15 protein-coding genes are annotated in these 22,735 nt (G+C 72.6%); 4 read left to right on the top strand and 11 right to left on the bottom strand.

Going from position 1 to position 22,735, the window contains the following annotated elements; genetic code table 11:
* Positions 1 to 201 (top strand): IS3 family transposase (locus tag C7C46_RS31860; RefSeq protein WP_181442649.1); only part of this gene is annotated, 201 nt, incomplete at its 5' end.
* A gap of 27 nt (positions 202 to 228) precedes the next feature.
* Here C7C46_RS31860 and C7C46_RS31855 read toward each other — a convergent pair.
* The 8 genes from C7C46_RS31855 to C7C46_RS31820 all read right to left on the bottom strand — a co-directional run bounded on the left by C7C46_RS31855 (position 229) and on the right by C7C46_RS31820 (position 11,494).
* On the bottom strand, positions 229 to 1,341 hold the full coding sequence (locus tag C7C46_RS31855; RefSeq protein WP_146259300.1) for a hypothetical protein: 1,113 nt from the start codon (positions 1,339 to 1,341) through the stop codon (positions 229 to 231).
* Between the two features lie 191 nt (positions 1,342 to 1,532).
* A complete protein-coding gene (locus C7C46_RS31850) occupies positions 1,533 to 4,334 on the bottom strand; it encodes a bifunctional YncE family protein/alkaline phosphatase family protein (protein WP_110673394.1) in 2,802 nt (933 codons plus the stop codon).
* A gap of 96 nt (positions 4,335 to 4,430) precedes the next feature.
* Positions 4,431 to 5,798 carry an ABC transporter permease gene (locus C7C46_RS31845; protein WP_110673393.1) on the bottom strand — a complete coding sequence of 456 codons (1,368 nt, stop codon included), beginning with the start codon at positions 5,796 to 5,798 and terminating at the stop codon, positions 4,431 to 4,433.
* A complete protein-coding gene (locus C7C46_RS31840; RefSeq protein ID WP_110673392.1) occupies positions 5,795 to 6,742 on the bottom strand; it encodes an ABC transporter ATP-binding protein in 948 nt (315 codons plus the stop codon). The genes C7C46_RS31845 and C7C46_RS31840 overlap by 4 nt, the downstream gene beginning before the upstream one ends.
* A gap of 326 nt (positions 6,743 to 7,068) precedes the next feature.
* Positions 7,069 to 8,124: a 3-oxoacyl-ACP synthase III family protein gene (locus C7C46_RS31835; protein WP_110673391.1), complete on the bottom strand. Its 1,056-nt coding sequence runs from the start codon at positions 8,122 to 8,124 to the stop codon at positions 7,069 to 7,071.
* Positions 8,121 to 9,971: a ThiF family adenylyltransferase gene (locus C7C46_RS36990; RefSeq protein WP_110673390.1), complete on the bottom strand. Its 1,851-nt coding sequence runs from the start codon at positions 9,969 to 9,971 to the stop codon at positions 8,121 to 8,123. The genes C7C46_RS31835 and C7C46_RS36990 overlap by 4 nt, the downstream gene beginning before the upstream one ends.
* A 178-nt stretch (positions 9,972 to 10,149) precedes the next feature.
* The gene (locus C7C46_RS31825; protein WP_110673389.1) at positions 10,150 to 10,404 is read right to left on the bottom strand and encodes an acyl carrier protein; all 255 of its coding nucleotides are present in this window, start codon (positions 10,402 to 10,404) and stop codon (positions 10,150 to 10,152) included.
* Positions 10,405 to 10,435: 31 nt separating this feature from the next.
* Positions 10,436 to 11,494, bottom strand: a complete 1,059-nt coding sequence (locus tag C7C46_RS31820) for a beta-ketoacyl-ACP synthase 3 (protein ID WP_245985260.1) — start codon at positions 11,492 to 11,494, stop codon at positions 10,436 to 10,438.
* Positions 11,495 to 11,879: 385 nt separating this feature from the next.
* Between C7C46_RS31820 and C7C46_RS31815 the strand changes: the two genes are divergently transcribed.
* A complete protein-coding gene (locus C7C46_RS31815) occupies positions 11,880 to 14,765 on the top strand; it encodes an AfsR/SARP family transcriptional regulator (protein WP_181442648.1) in 2,886 nt (961 codons plus the stop codon).
* Positions 14,766 to 14,830: 65 nt separating this feature from the next.
* Positions 14,831 to 15,385, top strand: coding sequence for a hypothetical protein (locus C7C46_RS31810; RefSeq protein ID WP_245985258.1), 555 nt, complete (start codon positions 14,831 to 14,833; stop codon positions 15,383 to 15,385).
* A gap of 26 nt (positions 15,386 to 15,411) precedes the next feature.
* Here C7C46_RS31810 and C7C46_RS31805 read toward each other — a convergent pair whose 3' ends face one another.
* From C7C46_RS31805 to C7C46_RS31795, 3 genes are all read right to left on the bottom strand, one after another.
* Positions 15,412 to 16,158: a hypothetical protein gene (locus C7C46_RS31805; protein WP_110673386.1), complete on the bottom strand. Its 747-nt coding sequence runs from the start codon at positions 16,156 to 16,158 to the stop codon at positions 15,412 to 15,414.
* Positions 16,159 to 16,284: 126 nt separating this feature from the next.
* Positions 16,285 to 16,539: a hypothetical protein gene (locus tag C7C46_RS31800; protein WP_110673385.1), complete on the bottom strand. Its 255-nt coding sequence runs from the start codon at positions 16,537 to 16,539 to the stop codon at positions 16,285 to 16,287.
* 92 nt (positions 16,540 to 16,631) lie between these two features.
* Positions 16,632 to 18,692, bottom strand: a complete 2,061-nt coding sequence (locus C7C46_RS31795) for a S53 family peptidase (protein ID WP_110673384.1) — start codon at positions 18,690 to 18,692, stop codon at positions 16,632 to 16,634.
* 296 nt (positions 18,693 to 18,988) lie between these two features.
* Between C7C46_RS31795 and C7C46_RS31790 the strand changes: the two genes are divergently transcribed.
* Complete coding sequence (locus C7C46_RS31790; protein ID WP_110673383.1) at positions 18,989 to 21,865, top strand: AfsR/SARP family transcriptional regulator; 2,877 nt, start codon at positions 18,989 to 18,991, stop codon at positions 21,863 to 21,865.
* The last annotated feature ends 870 nt before the right edge of the window (positions 21,866 to 22,735 follow it).

Below are 22,735 nucleotides of genomic sequence, written 5' to 3'. Positions count from 1 at the left end.
ATCGGCCTCTACAAGACCGAGCTCATCAAGCGCCAAGGACCCTGGCGCACCCTGACCGACGTCGAGATCGCCACCGCCGAGTACGTCGACTGGTTCAACTCCACCCGGCTCCACAGTGAACTCGGCCACACCCCACCCGCCGAGTACGAAGCCAAGTACTACAACCAACAGCCAAAACCACAGGTCACAGCCACAATCTAGAGTCTCCGAAGAATCCGCAGCGGTTCATCACGCCATCTCGATCACCCCATGCCACACCGGCATGTGCGTATGGTTCAACTCGGTCCTCGGACACTTCGATACGTACATGAAATGCGCGGGTCGTGACTCAACGGTCACGGCCCGCTTTTTCATGTCATGGACCAGGTTCAGGCCGCAGCAACGGCACCGCCTCGGCAGCCCGGGGCCGAAACGCGCCACACCGGCCGCCCGCCGGTCGGGACCGCACCAGTCATGCGCCTCCCAATGCGCACTGAGCTCCCCGATCAGGATGGGGAGGTCCTGTGCCTCACCGTGCTCGGCCAGTACCCTCATCCCGGTCCAGGACAGCCAGCGCCTCGTGTCCGTCACCCACTCGCGCGCGGCCGGTACGGCAAGGGCACCGAGTGGACCGACCGCACGCGACAGCAACGGCAGTGGACGCTCCCCGTCCGCTGTGAGCAGTGACGGCACCATGGGGATAAGCCCCGGCTCCGGCGGGCGCCCAGCCAGGGAGTGCAGGGCCCTGACCTTCGCGCGGTCAGCCGCACCGGGATCGGCGAGCACCTCGAGCAGTTGGCGAGTACTCAGTCCCGGCTCGACCCCGACGCCAGGACGATCGCCACACGGCACGGCGCTCCCCGGTCCGAGCTGCCAGCGCACCCACGGCTCGGAGCGCCACAGCAACGACTCGTCCCCCGTCGGACGCGACCGCGCGACGCCGGCCAGATCGTCCCACCACTCGACCGGCCAGCAGTCCGCCACCGACTCGAGCACGTCCACCCAGTGCTCGCCCTCGCAGACGTAGGACCTCAGGACCTGACGCGCCTCCACCGACCCGGACAGCGCGAGCAGTTCCAGCACTCGCGTCGCCCGCTCGCAGTCGTCCTCGTCCCCCGCCAGCAAGGCGAAGAGCGGCTCCAGCGACAGCTCCAGGTCCCGGATCAACCTCGCCAGATAGAGATGACGCTCGTCCACCTGCGAGTCCCAGCGGCAGTCCCGCCGGACGCAGTCGTCAACCAACCTGCCGGCCGTCGGATCGCCGGTCGCCGACACCGCGCCGAGACCCCGGCCTCGTTGCAGCAGCCCCTCCAGCGAGCCGACCGGCGCGTATGCCCACTCGTCCGTCGCCTCGTCGCTCATCGCGCGGAGCATCTCCGAGAACCCGCCCGATCGCCAACCCATTTCCGCCGGGGCTCTCCACGTCCCTCACTCGCCTCGAAGCGCTCGAGGCCCGTCTCCCGGCGGTGGTCCCGGCGTCGTTCCATGGAGGCCCGGCGGCCCCGCGCCCACCGGAACGGTGCGCGCGGGGCCGCCGGGCTTGCGACGAGGCGTCAGCCGTCGTTCTCGGTGGACGGGAGGTACGCGCCGGGGACGTCGTTCGGGGCGTGGATCTCGCTCTCGCCCGGGTACGGGGTGGTCCAGTTGTGCGTCTGGTACCAGACCAGGTGGTTCATCTGGGCCGGGTTCGCGAAGTCCGGCTGCGCGTTCGGGCCGGTGAGCCGCTGCTTCGCCTTCCAGGCGTCCCACTGGGCCGCGACGGCCTGCTGCGCCGCCGGCGGCGCGACCGTCGTCGGAGCCTGGCCAGTCGTCGGAGCCTGACCCGTCGTCGGAGCGGGAGCCGCCGGAGCTGCCGCCGTACGGGAGTTCGGCACCGTGCCGGGCACGTCCGCGCCGCACGAGGGCAGCGTCTTGAGTCCGTCGGTCAGCGAGGTCCGGTTGGGTACCGCGGTGAACGGCGTGTAGTCCGGCTTGTCGGTGAAGGCGGCGGTCATCGGGCTGGCCGCGCTGTCCTTCTGGTTCATCGGCTGGATCCCGAGGATCTGCTCGATGGTGCGCACCATCGTGATCTGCGAGTAGTAGTGGCTGTCGACGGTCCCGTGCTGCGCCCAGGGGCTGATCACCTGGACCGGGGCGCGGTGGCCGTCCACGTGGTCGAGGCCGGCCTGGGAGTCGTCCTCGACCACGAAGATCGCGGAGTCCTTCCAGTACTCGCTGTGCGAGATCTCGTCGACGATCTTGCCGGTTGCGAGGTCGTTGTCGGCGACCTGCGCGGCCGGGCTCGCCGGACCGCCGGTGTGGTCGCTGGACAGCCACAGCATGTTGAGGTTCGCCGGGCCGTTCTGCTCGAAGTCCTGCTTCCATATCTGGTACCGGTACTGGTCCGGCACGTCGAGGTCGAACTTGGGGAAGCCGGGCACCGACACGTCGTTCAGCGAGGGGATCGGCGACGAGGAGTTCAGGGGGTAGGCGGTGTCCTGCCCGGTCGCGTCCATGGTCTTCGCGTCGCAGTACAGGTTCTGCCAGCTCGCCGCGGCGGGCTTGGTGAGGAACTGGTGGAACTCGCCGAAGTCGCGCACGTCCTGGCCGGCCGCCTGCGCGCCGGTCCACAGGAAGCCCGAGCGCTGGTGGCCCAGGGCGTCGTCCTCGGTGTCGTAGCTGCGCTGGTACTCGCCCGCCGAGGACTCGGTGTACTCCGGGTCGTCGGCCTGCATCAGCCAGTTGTGGCCCTCGGCGGAGTTCGTGCCGATGTCGTAGGTGTTGTCGTAGAGCCCGAACTGCTCGGCCAGTGCGTGCTGGTTCGGCGTCACGTTCGCGCCGAACTGGGTCAGCGCCGGATCGCCGTTGCCCTTCGCCATGTCGCCGAACAGCTGGTCGTAGGTCCGGTTCTCCTTGACGATCAGGAAGACGTGCTTGATCGTCGAAGGGTCGCCGATCCGGGCCGGCACCGGCACCGCCTTGGCCTTGTGCCCCTGGGCGGTGCGGACCGAACCGTTGGTCCAGCCGTTCTGCCGGAAGACCTTGGCGGTCTGGTCGCGGATCTCCCGGTCGCTCGGCAGCGTGAACTGCGTGAGGCTCGACGTGGTGTCGTGGGTGTTGTGCGCGCCGGTGGCGTTCGGCCGCCGGGCGTCGATGCCACGGGTGTTGGAGACGACCACCTTTGAGCCGACGGTGGCGATGTCCGTCGGGAAGTAGTCGGTGGGCAGCAGGCCGACGTAGCCGACCGGCTCCTGGGCGCCGGTGTAGCGGTAGACCGCCACCGCGTTGGCGCGGCCGAGGGTGATCAGCAGGCGGCCGTCCTCGGTGAGCGTCACCGCGGTGGGCTCGTACCCGACCGAGGCCTCGGGCCACGGCTTGGTGGAGATGGTCTGCACGACCTTGTCCCGCCTGGTGTCGACCACCGACACCTCGTCCGTACCGGTGTCGGTGACGAACAGGACGTCGTTCTTGACGTACAGGGTCGTCGGGTGCAGGCCGACGTCGATGGACCGGACGGCGGCGGAGGTGTTCGCCAGGTCGATCACGCTCACGGTGCCCGTGGTCGTGGCGCCGGTGTCCAGGTCGGCCGGCACCTGGGTGCCGTAGGAGTTGAGTGTGTCGTCGTCCTCGGTGGCCGGGCGACCGCCCTCGTTGCTGACGTACAGCTTCTGGCCGACCCGTGCGATGCCGCGCGGCGCGTTGCCCACCGTCCAGCTGTGCTCGACGGCACCGGTCGACGCGTTGATCGCGACCACCCGGTTCTGCCCGTTGACCGCCGCGTACACCGTCGCGCCGTCGGCGGAGAACACCGCGCCCGAGGCGAGGGCGTGCTTGGCCCCGTCCGCCGGGATCGACACCGTCACCGGGTTGGCCAGCGAGCCGTCGGGGTTCACGGTGAACCGGGTGTAGCCGTCGAGCTGGCCCAGCCACAGCTGCGAACCGTCCGGCGAGTACACCGGGGCCTCCTGGCCGACCGAACCGGCGGCCAGGTGCAGGTCGTCCGCCTTCGCGGTGCCGACGCGCTGCTGCACCTTCCCGGTCTTCAGGTCCACCACGACCAGCGACGCGTCGCCGTCGGCGACCGAGGCGGCCAGGTGGCTGCCGTCCGGGCTGACCCGGGACGCCATGATCTTGCCGTCGTTGACGACCAGCCGGCTGCCGTACGGGTCGAGGTACTGGTCGCCGGAGACAACCTGGCCGCTGGCGGTGACCTGGCCGACCTGGTCGGTGCCGAACTGGTTCGTGGCCGCGAAAGCCGTGCCGGTGGCCACGGCCACCGCGGTGATGCACGCGGTGGCGAGCGTGGCACGGCGGCTGATCCGCCGACCGAGGAGGGCGGGGCGGGACTTCTGAACACGACGACGCGTCACCTGCATGGCGTCATCCCTTCGTTGAGTGAGCGGAACCCGTCGGGGTGGTGCGGTGCGTGCGGTGCGTGCAGTGCGTGCAGTGCTCTTCGGTTCGGCGGGGCATCAGTCCGGCGCGGCCGCGAGCAGCCCGATCTCGCCGTCGAACTGCCACAGCGGGTTCGGCGCATCCCCGCTCGGGGTCTGCACCAGGAAGTAGCCGTTCACCTCTTTCGGCCCGTCCCCGTCGGCCATCAGCCGTCCGTCCGGCGCGACGTCGAGCTGGTAGACCGCCGTCCCCGGCGCGGTCACGCCGGGCAGGTGCCAAGTGACGACGCAGCGCCAGTCGTTGCCCGCCCCCTGCGGGTCGACATGGCCGTCCCCGCGGTCGCAGGTGGCCGAGACCTGCAACTGCTCCTCGGTGACGGCGGAGCGGTGCAGCTGCTCGGTCTGCAGCCGGTACAGGTGCCCGAACGCGGTGGAGACCTCGCGCTCCACCTTGGCCTGCGTGATCCCCGAGCCGGTCGAGGGCTCGGCCACGGCGACCGCAGCGACGGACAGCGCGAGCAGCCCGGCCAGCGGCGCCACCCCGAAGGCGAGCGCGCGGCGCTGCACCCCGTCCTCGCTGCCGTTGGTGAAGTCCCGCCGCACGAACAGCAGACAGGCCGCGGCCGTCGCCACCACGGCCCAGGCCAGGCTGACCGCGACGGCGATCAGCAGCTGGTCGAGCCGCGCGGGCTCGGCGAACAGGCCGTTCCAGGAGACAAAGGCGTAGCCGGGCAGCGCGAGGCGCAGCGGCACCGGTAGCGGCAGCATCTGCGCGACCTGCATCGCGACCGCCGCCAGCGCGGGAACGAGCAGCCCCATCGGCGAGCGCCCGAGCAAGACCGAGCCGAGCAGCCCGATCGCCGCCAGCGCCAGGGTGGGCGCCAACGCGCACGCCCACGCGAGCAACACGCCCTGGGCCGCGTCGGACGGCGCCAGCAGGTGGCCGTCGACGCCGACCAGCGGCCGGTTACCGACCGCCGCCAGCCCGCCCACCGTGCTCGAGGCCAGCAGCCCGGCCACCAGCAGCACCAGCACCGTCCCGCCCGCCAGTGCCTTCCCCGCGAAGAGCCGCCGCGGCGAGCGGACCGCCACCAGCAGGTGCCGCCAGGTCCCGAGCCGGTCCTCGCCGGCGAACACGTCGCCCGCGACCACGGAGGTCAGCAGCGGCAGCGCCCAGGAGCCCGAGAAGCCCAGCAGCACCAGAGGGCCGGCCCAGCCCGTGGCGTGCATCCAGCGGCCGAACAGCGTGTCGGCGGGCAGCGTGCCCTGCTGGGCCACCGCCGCCACGAACAGCCCGGGAATGACCCAACAGGCCAGCACGAGCAACCGGATCCGCCACTGCGAGACGAGTTTGACCACCTCGAAGCGGTACACCCGACCCACCGGCACCGGGGTCACCTCGGTCGCCGCACCGGTGCTGCCTGCCAGTGCCGTTGCCGTGCTCATCGCTCGCCCTCCTGCTGCTGATCGGTCAGGGCAAGGAATGCGGCCTCCAACGGCGGTACCACGGGCGCGACTTCGCGCACCCCCACGCCTGCGTGCACGAGCGTGCCCACCAGCTGCTCGACGGTCGGCGCCGACGCCCGCACCACCAGGGCCCCGGCCCCGCGCCGCGCCGCGGCCCCCGTCACGATCCGCACCCCTGCGACCTCGGCGGCCACCGTCAGCGCGGCCTGCGGATCGGAGGTGAGCAGGCGGTAGTCGACCTCGGGGCTGTCGGCCGCCAGCTTCTCCAGCGGGCCGGAGAAGCGGACCCGGCCGGCCGCGAGGATGGTGACGTCGGAGCAGAGCGCCTCGAGGTCGTCCATCCGGTGGCTGGACAGCACCACCGTCACGCCGTCCTCCGCCAGCCGCCGCAGCGCGCCGTGCACGTGCTGCTTGCCGGCCGGGTCCAACCCGTTGGACGGCTCGTCGAGCACCAGCAGCCTGGGCTCGGTGAGCAGCGCCACGGCCAGCCCGAGCCGCTGCCGCATGCCCAGCGAGAATCCCCGCACCCGGTCGTCGGCGACGTCCGTCAGCCCGACCTCGGCCAGCACCTCGTCGATCCGCCCGGCGCGCGGGTCGCGGCCGTGCAGGGCGGCGAGCGCGGCCAGGTTCTTGCGAGCGGTGAGCGACGGGTAGAGCCCGGGCCCGTCCACGAACCCGGCCACCTGCCGCGGCCCCGCCAGGGCCCGTCCGACCGGTCTGCCCAGCACCTCCAACTCACCGCCGTCGGCGACGGCCAGCCCGAGCAGCAGCCCGAGCAGCGTCGTCTTCCCGGCACCGTTCGGCCCGGCCAGCCCGTGGATCCGCCCGGAGGCCAGGTCCAGCCCGACTCCGTCGAGCGCCACGACGTCACCGAAGCACTTCGTCAAACCACGCGCCCGTACGGCAAGTTGTGCGTCGCCCATAGCCCCTTCTCACACTCCCCCAGGGAACGTAGGGCGTTGACGGGACGCCTTCAGGGTCGCGCGGTTGAACGCTGATGGAACATCCGTCGGCCGATGCCGACGGAGTCACCAGCCGGGCGATGACGACACTGCGGCGCAGGGGCCTGCGCGCTCGGCGACCAGGTCGGCCGGGCGGACAGCCGGGCGCCGGCCATCCGAAGCGCGCGTGGCGGACCGGCACACGCGGCAAGCAGCCGCACCGCACCGCCGGGATCCCGCCGCACCCGAGGAGGTGCGAGGGTGACGGTCACGCGGCAGCGACCGTCACCCGGCAGCAGCGGTTCCGGTCAGGCCGGTGACCCGTCGGACCCTTGGCGCAGGCACAGGGTGCCCCAGTGGAATCCGGCGCCGATGGCGGACATGACGTAGGTGTGGCCCGGGCGCAGGCCGCCGGCGGAGGCGGTCTGGTGGAGGGCGGTGAAGACGCCGGCGGCGCCGGTGTTGCCGAGGCGGTCCAGGGTGATGGGGACGCGGTCGGCTGCGATGCCGAGCCGGTTGCGGGCCGCGTCCAGGATGTTGATGTTGGCCTGGTGGAGGAAGTAGTGGTCGATGTCCTGGGGTGCGAGGCCAGCGTGGCGGGTGGCGTTGGCAATGCTCTCGGGCAGACGGGTGGTCGCGGATTCCCAGACGGCGGGGCCGTCCATGCTGACGTAGTGGGTTCCGGCGGCGAGGGTGTCGGGGCTGGTGGGCAGCCGGGAGCCGCCCGCGGGGATCTGCACGGCGTAGGAGAGTTGGGAGCCGATGTCGTAGGCGAGCAGTCCAGCGCCTGGGGTCCGGGTGCGGGTGAGGACGGCGGCGGCTGCTGCGTCGCCGAAGAAGACTCCGGCGGTGCGGTCGCCGGGGCGGGTGACACGGGAGGCGCAGTCGGCGCCGATGACGAGGATGGTGGTGATGGAAGGGTTCTGCAGGAGGTGGGCTGCAAGGAGCACGGCGTGGATTCCGGAGGCGCAGGCTGCCTGGGAGACGTCCAGGGCCATGGCCCTGCTCGCGCCGATGGCGTTTTTGACGATCAGTGAGGTCGAGGGCATGGGCTGGTCGTTGGTGTAGCTGGCCACGATGATGGCGTCCAGACCGGACGGCGAGACCTGGGCCGCTTCCAGGGCGGGGCGGGCGGCGGCCGTGCACATGTCGGAGGTGGCCAGGTCCGGTGCGAGTCGGCGGCGCTCGTGGATGCCGGTGCGGGCGGTGATCCAGTCGCCGCTGCGCTGGGTGGTGCGAGTGAGGTCCTCGTTCGTCACGACCGCGGGAGGGATGTGGATGCCGGTGCCGGTGATCGCGAAAGGGACGGCCAGGCCGTCTCCGGTACGGGAGGCGGTGGTCCGCTGGTGGGCCTCGGTGGTCACGTCAGGGTGCTCCGGTCGGCGGCGGTGAGGGTTTCGAGGTCGGCGTAGAACCGTCCTGACGGGCGGGGCAGTCCCAGCAGGATGCGGCGGGCCGCCTCCGCGGTGAGCGCGCCGCCCAGGGCCACACCGGAGGCGAGTTGGGGCCAACTGCTGAGGGTGGTGCCGATTCTGGGGATGGCGGCGGCCATGTCGGCGCTGATGGTGTCGCGGCCGACCATCGCGAGGATGGTGTCCACGGTTTCCTGGTGGGTGAGGTCGGCCAGGTCGCGTGCAGTGGCCTGGCCGAGCAGCCCGTGCAGGAGGGGCCGGTCGGGTTCGAGGTCGAAGCGCTCGACGTCCAGCAGCCCGCGGTCGTTGGCGTCCATGACGACGGGGATCCGCAGGGCGCGGGCACGCTCGCGGGCCGCGAACTTCACGTACGGGGTGTCGCACTCCTCGACGAGCAGGTCGATCGGTCCCGTGCCGCCGGTGAAGAAGTCCTCCATCAGGTCGTCGGTCAGACCACCGGTGTAGATCTCGATGTCCAGCCAGGGGTCGATCTCGGCCATCTGGCGGGCGGCGATCACGCACTTGTTGAGCCCCAGGTGGTGGACTCCGGCGCGCAGTCTGTTCAGGTTGGAGAGGCTGAGGGTGTCGAAGTCGGCGAGCTTGAACGCTCCGGCGATGCCTTCCATGGCGAAGGTGAGGGCGGCACTGCTGCCGACCGAGAGGCCGATGATGCCGACCCGGCGTTCCAACAGCCGCCGCTGCTGCGGGCGTTCGATCCGGCCCCGGTTCCGGTCGGTGCGCACCAGGCGGAACTCCTCACGGGGCAGGAGGTGCACCACCCGGCCCGACCACGGGTACCAGACCCAGATGCCGTACTCCCGCGGTCCGCTGCCGGCCAGTTGCTCGGTGACGGCCGTCGCGACGGCCCGCGGGGAACCGCGCAGGGCGGGGTCGCGGCTGGTGACCAGTTCCGTCAGCTGGTCCTCGATCGTGTCCAGCACCTCGCGGACCTGTCCGGATGCGAGCAGGGCCTCGAAGGCCTGCGCGTCCTGTTCCCGCCCCAGGTCGAACAGCACCGGTTGCCAACGCTCTTCGCCTTCAGGACGTGTGGCGCCGACCGGGACGGTGGGGCGCGCGGCCTGCCTCTCGCGGGTGAGGCGGACCGCCTCGGCGCGCATCGGCTCGGCGGCGGCCACGAAGGCCGGGAATTCCTCCTGCAGGCGTTCGACCAGGTCGCAGTAGTCTCCGGCCGGCTGCGCCGCCAGGTACAGCATGGCCACGACGTCTTCCGTGTAGTGCTCGACGTACCGGCGCGTTCCCGGCAGCGGACGGAACCCGAAGCGCTCGTGGAACAGGTCCTGGCCGTCGGCGGTGCCGGAGGTCCCGATCATCGCCTTGGCGCCCAGGTGCCGTGCGGCCGCGATGGCAACGGCGTTCAGGTGGATTCCCAGGCCCAGCTTGCGGGCGTGGTGCTCGACGACGAGTCGGCTGTGCTCGAACGTTTCGGCAGGGCCCAGGCCGAACTCGCGCAGCACGTCCTCGAAGCGCTCCGTTCCCAAGTAGGCCCTGCTCTGGAAGAGTTCGCTCGTCTCGGGAGTCGAGAGCCGGACGTATCCCAGGGGCTGGCCCTGCGGGCGGCGCCTGGCGAAGAAGTGCCAGGCGCCGAAGTCCAGTTCCTGGTCGTCGGCGTACCGGCCGCCGGGCGTGCGGAAGTCGGGGCGCCGCCCCCGGTCGTAGAGGATTCGCGCCCTCAACTCCCGCGTCCGGCCCACCAGCTCGCCGTCGGTCGGGCTGTCCTTGGCGATCTGTAGGGCGGAGATGTGCCACCCGGCATCGGGTGACGGGTATTCAGCCGGCATGGCGGTTCCTATCTTGGATCAGCACGTACCGTTCGGCCGTGCTCGGGTGCACCTGCGGCGGTCCGCGCGCGCCCTCCCGACAAAGGCTCAGTTCGGCGATGGCCCTGCCGTGCCCGGCCGGCGCCGGGCCGGGGTGGCCATCCCCCGCCCGGCGACCGTCACCGTGCCGCGGCTTCCGCTACTGCGCCCCGGCTGTCGCCGTCGCGCACTTGGCGAGGAGCACCCGGCTGAGCTCACCGACGGTGGTGCTCCCGGCGGTTTCGTGCTCCTCGACCTTGACGCCGAGTTCCTCCTGGAGGATCAGGGCGAGTTCGGCCAGCGAGAGCGAGTCCAGGCCCAGGCTCTCCAGGCTGGCCTCCGGGACGATCGCGGAGCCCGGGACCTCGAACTTGGCGGTCAGCGCGGAACGGAGGATGCTCTGGACAGGTGACAAGGCAGTGCCCTTTCGGAGAGGGAGCGACCGCTCAGAGCGAGCGGCCGGCGGAGGTGCCGGTGTCGTGCACCGGTGCGATGCGGTCGAGCTCGGGCCACAGCAGGGCGGCCGAGCCCCAGGTGAGTCCCGCCCCGAAGGCGGTGATCAGCACCCGCTGCCCGGCCCGCAGGTCCTCGCGGGCGGCGGCGTCGGCAAGGGCCAGCGGAATGGAGGCGGCGCCGGTGTTGCCGACTCTCTCGACGTGGTTGACGCACCGGTCGGCGGGAATGTCCAGGCGCTCGCCCACGGCGCTCAGGATGCGGGCGTTGGCCTGATGGGCGACCAGCCGGTCCACGTGCGCCGCGGTCCAGCCGACGTTCTTCAGCAGCAGGCGCGAGGATTCGGTCATCCGGGTCACCGCGTGCTGGAAGACCTCGCGACCGTCCATCCGGAAGTACCGGTCGGCCGGTCGGTAGGCCCGGGGCCTGGCCCGCTCCAGTGCGCCGCCGCCGGCCACTTCGATCAGGTGGTGACCGGTCCCGTCACTACCGAGGTCGAAGCCCAGCACACCGCCGGGCTCCCCGCTCAGGCCCCGGCGCAGCACCACGGCCCCGGCCCCGTCCGCGAACACCACCCCCGCGCTGCGGTCCTCGGGAGCGATCAGCGTGGAGTAGACGTCGGCGGCCACCAGCAGCACCCGCTCGGCGATGCCGGCGCAGATCACGCCTGCGGCGGCGGCCAGCCCGTAGACGAACCCGCTGCACGCTGCCGAGACGTCCCAGGCCGCAACCCCCTCCAGCCCCAGCCGCGACGCGAGCTGCGGCGCCGTGGCGGGCATCGGCCGGTCCGGGGTCGACGTGGCCACGATGACCGCGTCCACCCGGGGCGTCCGGGCGCTCGCCAGCGCCAGGCGCGCGGCCCGCTCGGCCGCGTCCCCGGTCGACGTGTCGGCGTCGGCCCAGTGCCGGGTGCCGATACCGGTGCGCCGGCGCACCCAGGCATCGTCGACACCCCAGGAGGCGGGCAGCTCCTCGTTGGTCACCACCCGCGGCGGCACCCAGCCACCCAGCCCCTGCAACACCGCAGCTGCGGAGCCGAGTTCGTTGGACACCCGTAACCTCACCAAGATCAAGCCTCGAAGGGACAGCCCGACTGTAGGCAAGGGAGGATCTTGAATCACGTTGCACTTGCACCGAGAGATCCGGGGCGTGCACGGCCAATCGCGAGATCTGCGCAGATCAGAGCGACAGTGAACGGAAAGCGCTCCGGGTACCATCTAATTTGATGATCACCCTGATGGGCGAACTGGCCCAGCTCGCGCATGACGGGCCGTCACCTCAGGCCGGTGATCCGCACCGCCGACACCCCGTCGAAGAGCGGGCGCCCGTGGGTGGCAGGTGCTGGTGAGGGTATGTTGGACGCTCGTTGGAGCGGCTCACCGCAGGCCCCGTGAGGTGCTCCTTCAGGGGGTGGGCCTCATGGGCAGGGCGGGGGACATGCGTTACGGGGTTCTCGGTTCGTTCGAGGTGAGCTCGGGGGACGAGCGGGTCGTGGTGGGGCGGCCGCGGCGGTTGGCGCTGCTCGGGTACCTGCTGCTGAATGCCAACCGGTTCGTGAGCACCGAGCAGGTGGTGGACGCGCTGTGGGGCGAGCGGCCGCCGGCGAGTGCCCGCGGTCAGGTGCACACCGCGTTGTCGGAGCTGCGCAAGGTCCTGGGGGCCTGCGGCGGTGATCCGTTGAGCTCGCGCAGTGGCGCCTACCGGTTGGCGGTCGGGGAGTCGGCGTTCGACGTGACGGTGTTCCGGCGCTTCGTCGGCCAAGCCCGTGGCCGGTTCGGTGCCGGTGATCCGCAGTCGGCCGCGCGGCTGGTGCGGGAGGGGTTGGCGTTGTGGCGTGGTGAGGCGCTGACCGGTGTCGAGGCGGCTTTCGCCGGCCCGGTGCGGGTGCGGTTGGAGGAGGAGCGGTTCGCGGCGCACGAGTTGCTCGCCGACGCGGATCTGGCGCTTGGCCGGCACCACCAGCTGGTGCCCGAGCTGACCGCGCTCCTCGACGCCTTCCCGACGCGTGAAGGCGTGGCCGAGCGGCTGATGCTGGCGCTCTTTCGCAGCGACCGGCCGGGCGACGCACTGGCGGTGTTCGCCCGGGTGCGCGCTCGACTGGCGCAGGAACTGGGCATCGACCCCGGGGAGGGCCTGCGCACCCTGCAGCAGCAGATACTCAACGCCGATCCGGCGCTGAAGCGGCAGGACCCGACCGGGACGGCTCCCCCTACGGGCAGGACAGCTCCGGACCCACGCGGCGCACCCGCGCAGCCCGTCGCGGCCTCCGTCGGCGGCCCGGCTCAGCTTCCGGCCGCCACCGCCGACTTCACCGGCCGTCAAGCCGAACTGCACACGCTGACCGAGCTGCTGGAGGCGGCCGCGCAGGGCCGGGCGCCGCGCGTGGCGGTCGTCTCCGGGATGGGCGGCGTCGGCAAGACCGCCCTGGCCGTCCAGGCCGCCGAGGGCATGAGCCACCGCTTCCCCGACGGACAGCTGTACGTGGACCTGCACGGCTTCGGCGCGGGCCGACCGCGCACCGCGCAGGACGTCCTCGCCGGGTTCCTGGCCGACCTGGACCCTTCGAACAACTCCGCCATCCCCGAACACCCCGAGGACCGGGCCGCGCTGCTGCGCAGCGTCCTGGCCGAGCGGCGCGTGCTGCTCCTCCTCGACAACGCCCACGACGCCGCGCAGGTCCTGCCGTTCCTGCCCGGCACCGGCCACTGCGCCGTGATCGTGACCACCCGCAACACCCTCACCGACCTGCCCGGCGCGCTCCACCTCTTCCTGGACAGCCTCGACGTCGAGGAGCAGCGCGCCCTGCTGTCCCGGCTCTGCGGCCCCGAGCGGATCCGGCAGGACCCGGACGGGGCCATGCGGCTCCTGGCCGCCTGCGCGGGTCTTCCCCTCGCCCTGCGGATCATCGGCGCGCGGCTCGCGTCCCGCCCGGCCTGGCTGCCCAGCGTGCTGGTCGAGCGGCTGGACAGCGGCCCGGGCCGGATGCGGGAACTGACCGCAGGTCAGCTCGCCGTCGAGGCGACCTTCGACGGCAGCTACACCGCGATGCGCGACAGCGAGGTCGAGGCGGAGCGGGAGGCCGCGCGCGCCTTCCGGCTGCTGGGCCTGTGGCCGGGGCAGACCCTGGGGGTCGAAGCGGCGGCGGCCCTGCTGGACCGTCCCGCGCACCGGGCCGCCGAGCTGCTCGAAGCGCTGGTGGACGTCCACCTGCTGCAGACACCCGCGCCCATGCGGTACCGGTTCCACGACCTGCTGGGCGAGTACGCGGCCGAGCAGGTGCGGCGCGAGGAGCCGGCCGGCGTCCGAGCGGCGGCCCTGCTGCGGTCGATCAGCTGGTACACGCTGGCGCTGGAGGACGCGTTCACCGCCATGAACACCGGCGGCCAGCGACCGCCCGCACTCGGCGTGCCCTGCCCGGCGCCGGTGCCGCGGTTCCGTGACAACCGAGACGCGCTGCACTGGTGCCGGCAGGAGCTGCCGGTCCTCACGGAGGCGATCGCCCGTGCCGCGCACGGCCCCCGCCCGGATCTCGCCTGGCGCCTGGCCGTCGGCCTGATGGGGTACGCCCAGACCCACTCGTGGGCCTTCGACTGGGAGGCGTGCCTGCGGACAGCGCTGCGCACCGCCCGCGAGCACGCGGACCCGCTCGGTCAGGCGTGGACCCTGCGCCGCCTCGGCGCTGCCCACCTGCTGACGGCGCGTTACGAGGAATCGGTGGCGGCGCTCGAAGCGGCACTGGTCCTCTTCGAGGAACTCGGCGACGGCGCGAGCGGGGCGTCCGTGCTGGGAAGCCTCTCCCTGGCCACCACCGACCGGGACCGGTCACTGGCCTACGCACGCAAGGCCTGGGAGTACTACGAGCGCACCGGCGACCACCGGGGCCGGGCCTCGGCCCTCAACTCCTTGGCTTATGCCCTCCTGCTGGCCGAGGACTACCAGGGCGCGGAGCAGCGCTTCCAGCAGGCGCTCGCCCTCGCCCGCACCGAGAGCAACCTGGCCAACACCGCCTGCATGCTGGCCAACCTCGGCGACGCGCTGCGCGGGCTCGGGCGGCAGGAGGAGGCCTTCGCGGCGCTGGGCGAGGCGCTGGAGATCTGCGAGCAGCTCGGAGACGTCGTGGGTACCGCCGACCTGCTGGACCTCACCGGCCGCACCCACGCCCACTTCGGGCAGTGGCAGCAGGCCCGCACCTGCTTCGAGCGCATCCTCGACCTCGGCCGCAAGTACCGCCTCCCCGACCACGTCGGCAAGGGCCGCCGCGGCCTCGACGCGCTCCCGCCCGCGCGAACTGACCACTGGGGTTCCAGGAAGAGCGCTGGTTGACGGACGCGTTTGGTGCTCCGCCGTGCCTGCCAGGCCCGGGCCGCTCCCGACCGTACCGTCTGCACATGGCCGATGGCAGCACGATCCCGCCGAACCCGCCGTCCGGGGCGGCGCAGTCCGCGGCAGCTCTGACGGCATCCCCCGCGATCGTCGCTGAGCGTCTCAAGGAGCGCGTCTACGCCACGCTCACCGTGATGGCGGTGGCACTCGGCCTCGCGCAGGCCGAGCACCAGTCCCACGCGAGAGCGGCTGTCGCCGTCCTGGCCACTGCCCTCGGCCTGTGGCTGGCGACGATCGTGGCCGACCAGCAGGCCCATCGGGTGGTCTACGGAAGCCTCGCCCGCGGGGCCGAACTGCGCCGGCTGCTCTTCGTCAGCAGCCCGCTGCTCGCCGCCGCCGTCGGCCCGCTGGTCCTGATCGGGCTGTCCGCCCTGGGCGCCATGGAACTGCCCACGGCGCTCTACTCGGCCGCCTGGCTGAGCGCCGGATCCCTGTTCGTCTGGGGCTGCGCGGCCGGCCTGCGGATGGGAGGAGGCCGGATCGCCGCGGTGGTCGTGGGCCTGATGGACCTCGCCGTAGGAGCGGTGGTGGTACTGGTCAAGCTGGCCGCCGGGCACTGAACCCGCAGGAGCCGGTACGGCTGGGGCTAGGGCTGCGAGGGCTTGCCGGCGATGGCGTCGTACAGGCGCACCCGGAGCCGGCGCGCCCAGCTGCCCCGCTCCTCGCGCCGCTGCGCCCGCCGGGCCTTGGCGCTCCCCTCGCGGTAGTACTTGTACGCCCACAGCGAGCCCGGCCGGGCCAGCCGCAGCGCACCGACCACCGCGAACACCGGCACCAGCATGCCCAGCAGTCCGGTGAACACCTTGCCCTTGGCGAGGGCCACCAGCGCGAGGCCGCCGTTGACCAGCACCAGCACCAGGTAGTGCCAGCCCGAGACGGGCTCACCGTTCGCGGAGGCGTCGCTCACGCCGAACGGGGCCGCGCCGAGCACCAGCAGCCCCATGGCGGCGGCCCCGAGCACCACCGCGTCCACCGACAGCCGCCCCGCCTCCGACCAGTACACGTCCTCCAGCCGCAGGACCAGCGCGAACTCGTCCAGCACCAGCGCGATTCCCACCCCGAACAGGCCGGCGAAGATCTCCGACCACGGCCGGTGACCGCCCAGCGCCGAGGCCAGCCCGATCCCCGCGACGACGGCGAACACCATGCCGAAGACCACGTGGTGGATGTGCAGGCCGCCGGACTCGACGTTCTTCGGCCACCAGGAGACCTCGGCCCGGATCATCCGCACGCTGAAGCGGATGAACAGGAAGGTCACGATGAACGCCACCAGCATCACCAGCAGCGGCTGCTTCCCCGGATCCAGGATCTCGCGCGTGTACCAATCGCCCATAGTCCGATGCTGACACCCACGGCCGAGGCCTGCCATCGGCTCTCCCGCTCGCGGAGGGCGCCGCCTGCCCGGGGAGTCCCTGGCGCTTGACCGGGGAGTCCGTGGCGCTTGACCGGGTGGGTGGTGCTAGGTGCCGGCCTCCAGTTCGGCGGCGAAGCCGCGGAGCAGGGCGAGCCAGCTTTCGGCCCGCACCTGTGCCGTCCCGGCGACCGCCTGGTCGACCGGGTCGAGGTCGAGCGCGACGTACTCGGCCGCCGCCTCGGCCGGCCAGCGGCCGTCCAGGTGCGCGAGCACCTGCTCGGGCCGGCCGCCGGTCACCGCGCCCGGGCCCAGCAGCAGCAGCGGGACGGGACAGGTCGGGCAGGTCGCCGGCACCGGCATCGCGGGGCACCTCACGTCTCGGGGTCGCTCGGAGAACGTGAGGTACCGGCCGCACCGTCACGGCGCCCGGCGGACTGCGATCCGACGGCCCGTCAGTGCCGGGCGAAGGAGCGGACGAACTCCGGGCCGGCGGCGCCGATCCCGGTGACGGCGTCGTAGCCGGGCGTGGTCCGCAGCGTGCTGTCCTGGTCGAACTGGCACAGGTAGCTGTCGAAGGCGCCCGGAGTCTGCCAGCTCGGCAGGAACATCAGCACCGAGGGCGCCCGGCCGGCCGGGGCGGGCAGGACGTCGTGGATCGCCGGGGTGTTGCGCAGCTTGTAGAGCAGCGGGTTGGCGAAGCCGAGGGCGTGGCCCGCGGCCTGGGCGGCATCCGCCTCCAGCGCGGTGATCAGCGGGGAGGAACCGCTGGTGCCGGCGCCCAACTCCTCGTGGTACACCCCGCCGGGGGTGGTGAAACCGATCAGCCAGCCGGTGGCGCGGTCGCCGTCGGCGGAGACGTCGGGCAGCTCGCGGTGGGCCAGCGAGGTGCCGCCGGCGGTGGCCAGGGCCGCGGGGACCACGCTCTTCTGGTACCAGGGCTGGCTGATCAGGTTGCTGCGGCCGCCGCCCGAGCCCATGAAGAACTGTCCGGGCGGCGGGGTCAGGTATCCGGTGCCCTGCGGGTTGAGCTGCGCGGCCCTGGCGCCCCAGCCGAGCTCGCCGGCCACCTTGCCGTTCCTGTCGATCTCCAGCGTGGTGCCGCCCACGGCGGTGGCCCACTGGTCGGAGGCCGGGAAGACCACCAGGCCCGGACCGCCGTCGTCCGAGCCGTCGCCCTCGTCACCGGAGGCGTAGTTGAACCCGATGCCCTCCAGCGCGCCCTGCTGGAACATCTGGTCCCAGGCCGCCACGGTGGCGGGCGAGTCCGAGTCCTCCCTGGTGGGGAACGAGTCGGTCACCACGTCGGCGAGGTGCTGGTCCACGATCCGGGTGTGGGCGTCGAGGAAGGCCGTCGAACCCCCCGCGCCGGTGTCGCAGTCCGCCCCGACGTAGACCACCTTGGCGTCCGGAGCGGCGATGTGCAGCGACTCCACGTCCAGCGGCTCCTCCGGGGCGTCGGAGGCGCCGCGGCAGGTGGCGGCGAAGTTCGGGCCGAAGTTCTCGCTGTACTGGCCGGGCGCGAAGCCGGCCAGGCCGTGGGCGGCGAAGAACCTGTCGGCGTCGGCCTCCATGGTGGGCAGCGCGCCGTCCAGCACCACGGCCACCGTGCGGCCCTTTCCCGTGTAGGGGCTCTTCGTCACTCCGTAGGCCGCGCGCAGCTGCTGCGGGGTGTAGCCGCAGACCTGGTCGATGGCGGTGGTGCGGCCGTCGACGGGCGGGATCGGCGAAGTGCTCTGCCCCCACCAGGTCGAGCACGGCGGCGCGGCGGCAGGGGCTGCAGCGGTGGGGGCCGCGTTGGCGCCGGCCCGCTTGGAGACCGCGGTCCCGAGGGGCGTGGTCCGGGCGGCCTTCGGCACGGGTGCGGCGGGGTCGTCGGGGATGGCGGGGTTCGTGTCGTCCAGGCCGAGCACCGTGCTGATCTCGTGGCCCAGTGCGGCCGGGACCGAGATCCCGCTCACCGGGGCGGCGAGGGCGGCGGGCTGGCCGGCCTGCCGGGCGTAGCCGTGGATCGTCGTGGCGAACGCCCGCTGCGCCTGGTCCACGGTGGCGCTGACCGCCAGGAAGTGGGCGTTGGCGCTGGTGACGTGCATGCCGAAGCTGCCGAGCCAGTCGCTGACCTTCGCCGTCTGCGCCGGGGTGCTGCCGTACCGCTGGGCGAACTGGGCGGGCGTCAGGTAGTGCGCGTAATCCGGGTCCGCGGGGTCGGCGGCCCGCTGTGCCGCCTTGCCCAGGCCCACCGGGTCCTGGCCGGCCAGGTACACCCGCAGCGACAGGCCCCAGGTGCCCGGCGCCGCACCGGTGTCCACCGGCTTCATCGGGCCCGGGGCCGTGATCCAGCCGGGAATGGCGGACGCCAGCGCGGTACGGGCCGCACTCGCGGCGCCCGCCGCCGGGGCCACGGCGCCGGTCACGACCAGCGCGACCGCGGCCGCGGTGGCTGCCAGGCGGCCGGCCCGGAGCCGGCGTGGGGCGGGACGAGCGGACTCGGCAGGGGGAAGGGACTGGTGGGGCAAGATCTCACGCTCCGTCAGTGAACGGCGGACAGGGGCAACCCGGCGGCGCGCGGCCGCTCGGAGGTAACTGACGCGCCGACCCGGCCCTCGGGTCGCACCGCATCGGGGCACCCGGAGGCGCACCCTCGCCGCGGGGCCCCGGCACCGGGACCGGCTCCGCTTCGGCTCCCCGTTCGGATCCCGTGGACCGGCTGCCGCTAAGGTTTGCGCTGGTAGGCAGGGGGCTCGACAGCTTCAGGACCGTTCTTGTGGCGTGGTTCCTTCGTCGAACAGCGCTGACGGAAAGGTCCCCCGGCATGCAGTACAGAGTTCTCGGCTCGCTCGAAGTGCGTCTCGGTGAGCGGCAGGTCGAGGTGGAGCGGCCGCGCCGGCGGGCCCTACTGGCGTTCCTGCTGCTCAACGCCAACCAGTACGTGACCACCGAGCGGCTGGTGGACGCGCTGTGGGGGGAGGCGCCGCCGGCCAGCGCGCGCGGTCAGCTGCACACCGCGCTCTCGGAGCTGCGCAAGCTGCTCGGAACCGGGGAGACCGGCCCGCTGGGCTTCCGCAACGGCGCCTACCTGCTCTCGGTGGACGAGGGCTGCCTGGATGCGACCGCGTTCCGGCACAGCGTCGGTGAGGCCCGACGCCTGCGGGAGTCGGGCGCGGCGGTGGAGGCCGCACGGGTGATCCGGGCCGGGCTCGGGCTGTGGCGGGGCGGCGCGCTGACCGGTATCGACGCGCCGTTCGCGGAGCCGGTGCGGACGCTGCTGGAGGAGGAGCGGTCCACCGCCTACGAGCTGCTCGCGGACATCGAGCTCGACCTCGGGCGGCACCAGCAGCTGGTCCCCGAACTGACCGAGCTGATCGAGCGCTACCCCGCGCGCGAGGGACTCGCCGAGCGGTTGATGCTGGCGCTGCACCGGGGCGGGCGGCAGACCGACGCCCTCGCGGTCGCCCGTCGGGTGCGCAAGGTACTGGCCGAGGACTTCGGACTCGACCCCGGCCGGTCACTGGTCGAGCTGGAGGGCGCGATCCTGCGCGACGAACCGGGCCTGCGGCCCGATGCCGCCCCCGGGGCCGCCACGGCCGGGACTGCCGCGCCGGCGGTACCGGCCGGCGCCGGGGCGAGCTGGTCGGAACGCTGGGGTGACGCTCCCCGGCCGGCCCAGCTGCCCTCGTCCGCGCGCGGCTTCGTCGGCCGAACCGCCGAGACGGCGCGGCTCGACGACGTCCTGGCGGACGCGGCCGCCGGCCCGCGGATCGCCGTCGTCACCGGGCCGGCCGGCGCGGGCAAGACGGCGCTGGCGGTCCGCTGGGCCCACACCCGCAGCGCCGACTTCCCGGACGGCCAGCTCTTCGTCGACCTGCGCGGTTACGCCGAGGGCGACTGCGAGGATCCGGCGCACGTGCTGGAGCGGTTCCTGGTCGCGCTCGGCGTGCCCGGCCCGCAGGTCCCGTCCGGGGTCGCGGCCCGTGCGGACCTCTACCGGTCCAGTCTGTCGAACCGTCGGGTCCTGGTGATCCTGGACAACGCCCGCGACATCGGGCAGGTCCGTCCGCTGCTGCCCGGAGCGCCCGGCTGCCTGACGCTGGTGACCAGCCGGGACGCACTCGGCTCGCTGGTGGTCGAGGCCGGCGCGGTGCCGGTCCGGCTGGCCCGGATGACCCCGGAGCAGTCCGTCGAGGTGCTGAGCGGGATCCTGGGCACCGAGCGGGTCGCCGCCGAGCCCGAGCAGGCCACGGAGCTCGCCCGGCTCTGCGGTGAGCTGCCGCTGGCCCTGCGGATCACCGCGGCCCGGCTGGTGGAGGACCCCGAGGCGCCGCTCGCCGAGCTGGTCGCGGAGCTGTCGGGCGAGCCCACCCGGCTGGACGGCCTGGAGCTGCCGGGCGACCAGAGCAGCGCCGTGGCCCGCGCCCTGGACCACAGCTACCGCCAGTTGCAGCCGGAGCAGGCCCGCTTCTTCCGACTGCTGGGCATCCAGCCCGGCCAGTTGGGCGCGGCCGCGATCACCGCCCTGACCAGCACGGGGCCGGTGCTGCCCACCGCGGCGACGGCCGCCAGTCGGCGACTGCTGCGCGAACTGGAGGCGGTGCACCTGGTGGAGCGGCCGCGCTCGGACCGCTACGCACTGCACGACCTGGTCCGGCTGTACGCCCAGCACCGCACGGGTATGGACGCGGCCGAGCGGGAGGCTGCGACCAGGCGGCTGTTCGACTGGTACATCTGCGTCAGCACCGAGGCGGAGCGTCAGCTGGATCCCCTTCGCTCGAGTATCGAACCGCAGGTCGACCACCAGCTGGACACTCCGGACCTGTTCCCCGACACGGAGTCGGCGGTGGCCTGGTTCGACCTGGAGGCCGAGAACCTGTTGGCCACCACTCGGCTGGCCGCCGCGGTCGGTGACCACCGCGCGGTCTGGCAGCTGGCGGACCACCAGTTCGGGCACTTCATGCGCAGTCACCGCCTCGACGCCTTCGTCGAGTCCTTCGAACTGGCGGAGGTGGCCGCCCAGCGGGCGGGCAACCAGGAGGCGGCCGCGATGATGGCCAACGGACTGGGTGTCGCGCACTCCTTCCGGCGTGACGTGCCGTCGGCCAAGGCCGCGTACGAGCGGGCGCTGGCGCTCTATCAGGAGCTCGGCGACCGGATGCGGGCGCTGACGGCCCGCGCCAACCTCGGCAACCTGCTCTTCGAGGTCGGGCTGCTCGCCGAGGCGCGCGCCTACCAGGAGGTCGCCGTGGCCGGTGCCCGCGAGCTCGAGCACCCCCGGATACTCGGCATCTTCCTGTCCAATCTGGCGCTCACCATCGGTGACCTCGGCGAGTACCAGGCGTCGGAGGCCCTGCAGGAGGAGGCGCTGCTGGTGCTGGACACGCACTGCCCGCAGGAGCGCCAGTACGTCTTCCGCGGCAACCTGGCCCGGGTCCGCGCGGCCCTCGGCAAGTACGAGAGCGCGGCGGCCGAATGCCGGCTGGCTCTGGTGGAGGCCCGCGGCCACGGCGACACGCTGCACACCGCGCGGCTGCTGTGCCAGCTCGGCGACTGCCAGAAGTTGAGCGGGCAGTCGGATCAGGCCCGGGTGAGCTGGCAGGAGGCGCTGGACGCCTTCACCGAGTGCGGCAGCTCGCAGGCCGAGGTCGCGGTCCAGCGGCTGGCGGACGACGACGTTCCCAAGGGCGCGTACCGGTAGTCGGGCCGGTGCGGCCGACGCCCACTGCGCGTGCCCTTCAGTAACACCACCTCACCGTAGCTCGCCCCGGTCCGCCGCCATGGCGGTCCGGGGGTCCGAGGGGTCGCCGCGTCGCCGGTGAGGAAGTAGTGATCAGGCGGCACTGCGCCGCCGACCGAGGACTCGAGGTCGTCGAGGACGTCCGCACGCGGACCGGATCCGACTTCGAGGAAGCCCCCAGCCGCGCCCCGTCCAGCACGTCGATGCGGGCGAGGTGAGCGCCAGGGGCACCCCGAGGAGAACCCGGGGAGCGCGAGAAGCGCGCGAGAAGCCGGCGAGAAGAGCTCACCACCAGGATGGGACGCAGGCCGGCCAGCACCGGCTCCGAATCCCGTCGGACACCTGGAGCAAATCGCACGGAAAGCCGGAAGTCAAGCGACCCCGGGCCACCATCAGGAAATCACGCAGAATGTCCGTCATGGCCCGAATCGGCGAATTCCGAGACGATTGGCAACGGAATTCCCCGACCCATCCCCAGTGATTTGACAGGCAAGTTCCCCGCCCACTTTGATGAGCCCGCCCAGCGGGCCGTACTGCGAAATACCACATCCAATTCACCGGGCCGGCGGCCCGCCTTTCGGCGACCCCGGAAATGCATTCCCGGCCGCCGGGGGGGCGGCCGGGTTAGGCGCCGGTTGGCCCGCTGTTAGGCCGAGATTGGCCTGCCCGACGAGACTTCCCCAACGACGTGGAGTCGGCCTCCACCCGTACGTCTGCCACCACAAAGGAGCCATCATGAAGCGCGACTACATCTGGACCGCCACCCGCGAAACCGACGTTCGCAGGAACAGCTTCTGGCAGTTCGCCCAGATGTAGGACCGGTGGCACCGT

Origin of the sequence: Streptomyces tateyamensis, assembly GCF_003205575.1 — a bacterium.
GTDB classification, from domain to species: domain Bacteria; phylum Actinomycetota; class Actinomycetes; order Streptomycetales; family Streptomycetaceae; genus Kitasatospora; species Kitasatospora tateyamensis.
This window is presented reverse-complemented; position numbering and strand designations above follow the sequence as displayed.

Coding starts and splice junctions, on each gene's coding strand:
- C7C46_RS31845 (WP_110673393.1), bottom strand. CDS start 5,798: ATGAGCACGGCAACGGCACTGGCAGGCAGCACCGGTGCGGCGACCGAG.
- C7C46_RS31800 (WP_110673385.1), bottom strand. CDS start 16,539: ATGCCGGTGCCGGCGACCTGCCCGACCTGTCCCGTCCCGCTGCTGCTG.
- C7C46_RS31790 (WP_110673383.1), top strand. CDS start 18,989: ATGCAGTACAGAGTTCTCGGCTCGCTCGAAGTGCGTCTCGGTGAGCGG.
- C7C46_RS31840 (WP_110673392.1), bottom strand. CDS start 6,742: ATGGGCGACGCACAACTTGCCGTACGGGCGCGTGGTTTGACGAAGTGC.
- C7C46_RS31855 (WP_146259300.1), bottom strand. CDS start 1,341: ATGAGCGACGAGGCGACGGACGAGTGGGCATACGCGCCGGTCGGCTCG.
- C7C46_RS31805 (WP_110673386.1), bottom strand. CDS start 16,158: ATGGGCGATTGGTACACGCGCGAGATCCTGGATCCGGGGAAGCAGCCG.
- C7C46_RS31810 (WP_245985258.1), top strand. CDS start 14,831: ATGGCCGATGGCAGCACGATCCCGCCGAACCCGCCGTCCGGGGCGGCG.
- C7C46_RS31815 (WP_181442648.1), top strand. CDS start 11,880: ATGCGTTACGGGGTTCTCGGTTCGTTCGAGGTGAGCTCGGGGGACGAG.
- C7C46_RS31850 (WP_110673394.1), bottom strand. CDS start 4,334: ATGCAGGTGACGCGTCGTCGTGTTCAGAAGTCCCGCCCCGCCCTCCTC.
- C7C46_RS36990 (WP_110673390.1), bottom strand. CDS start 9,971: ATGCCGGCTGAATACCCGTCACCCGATGCCGGGTGGCACATCTCCGCC.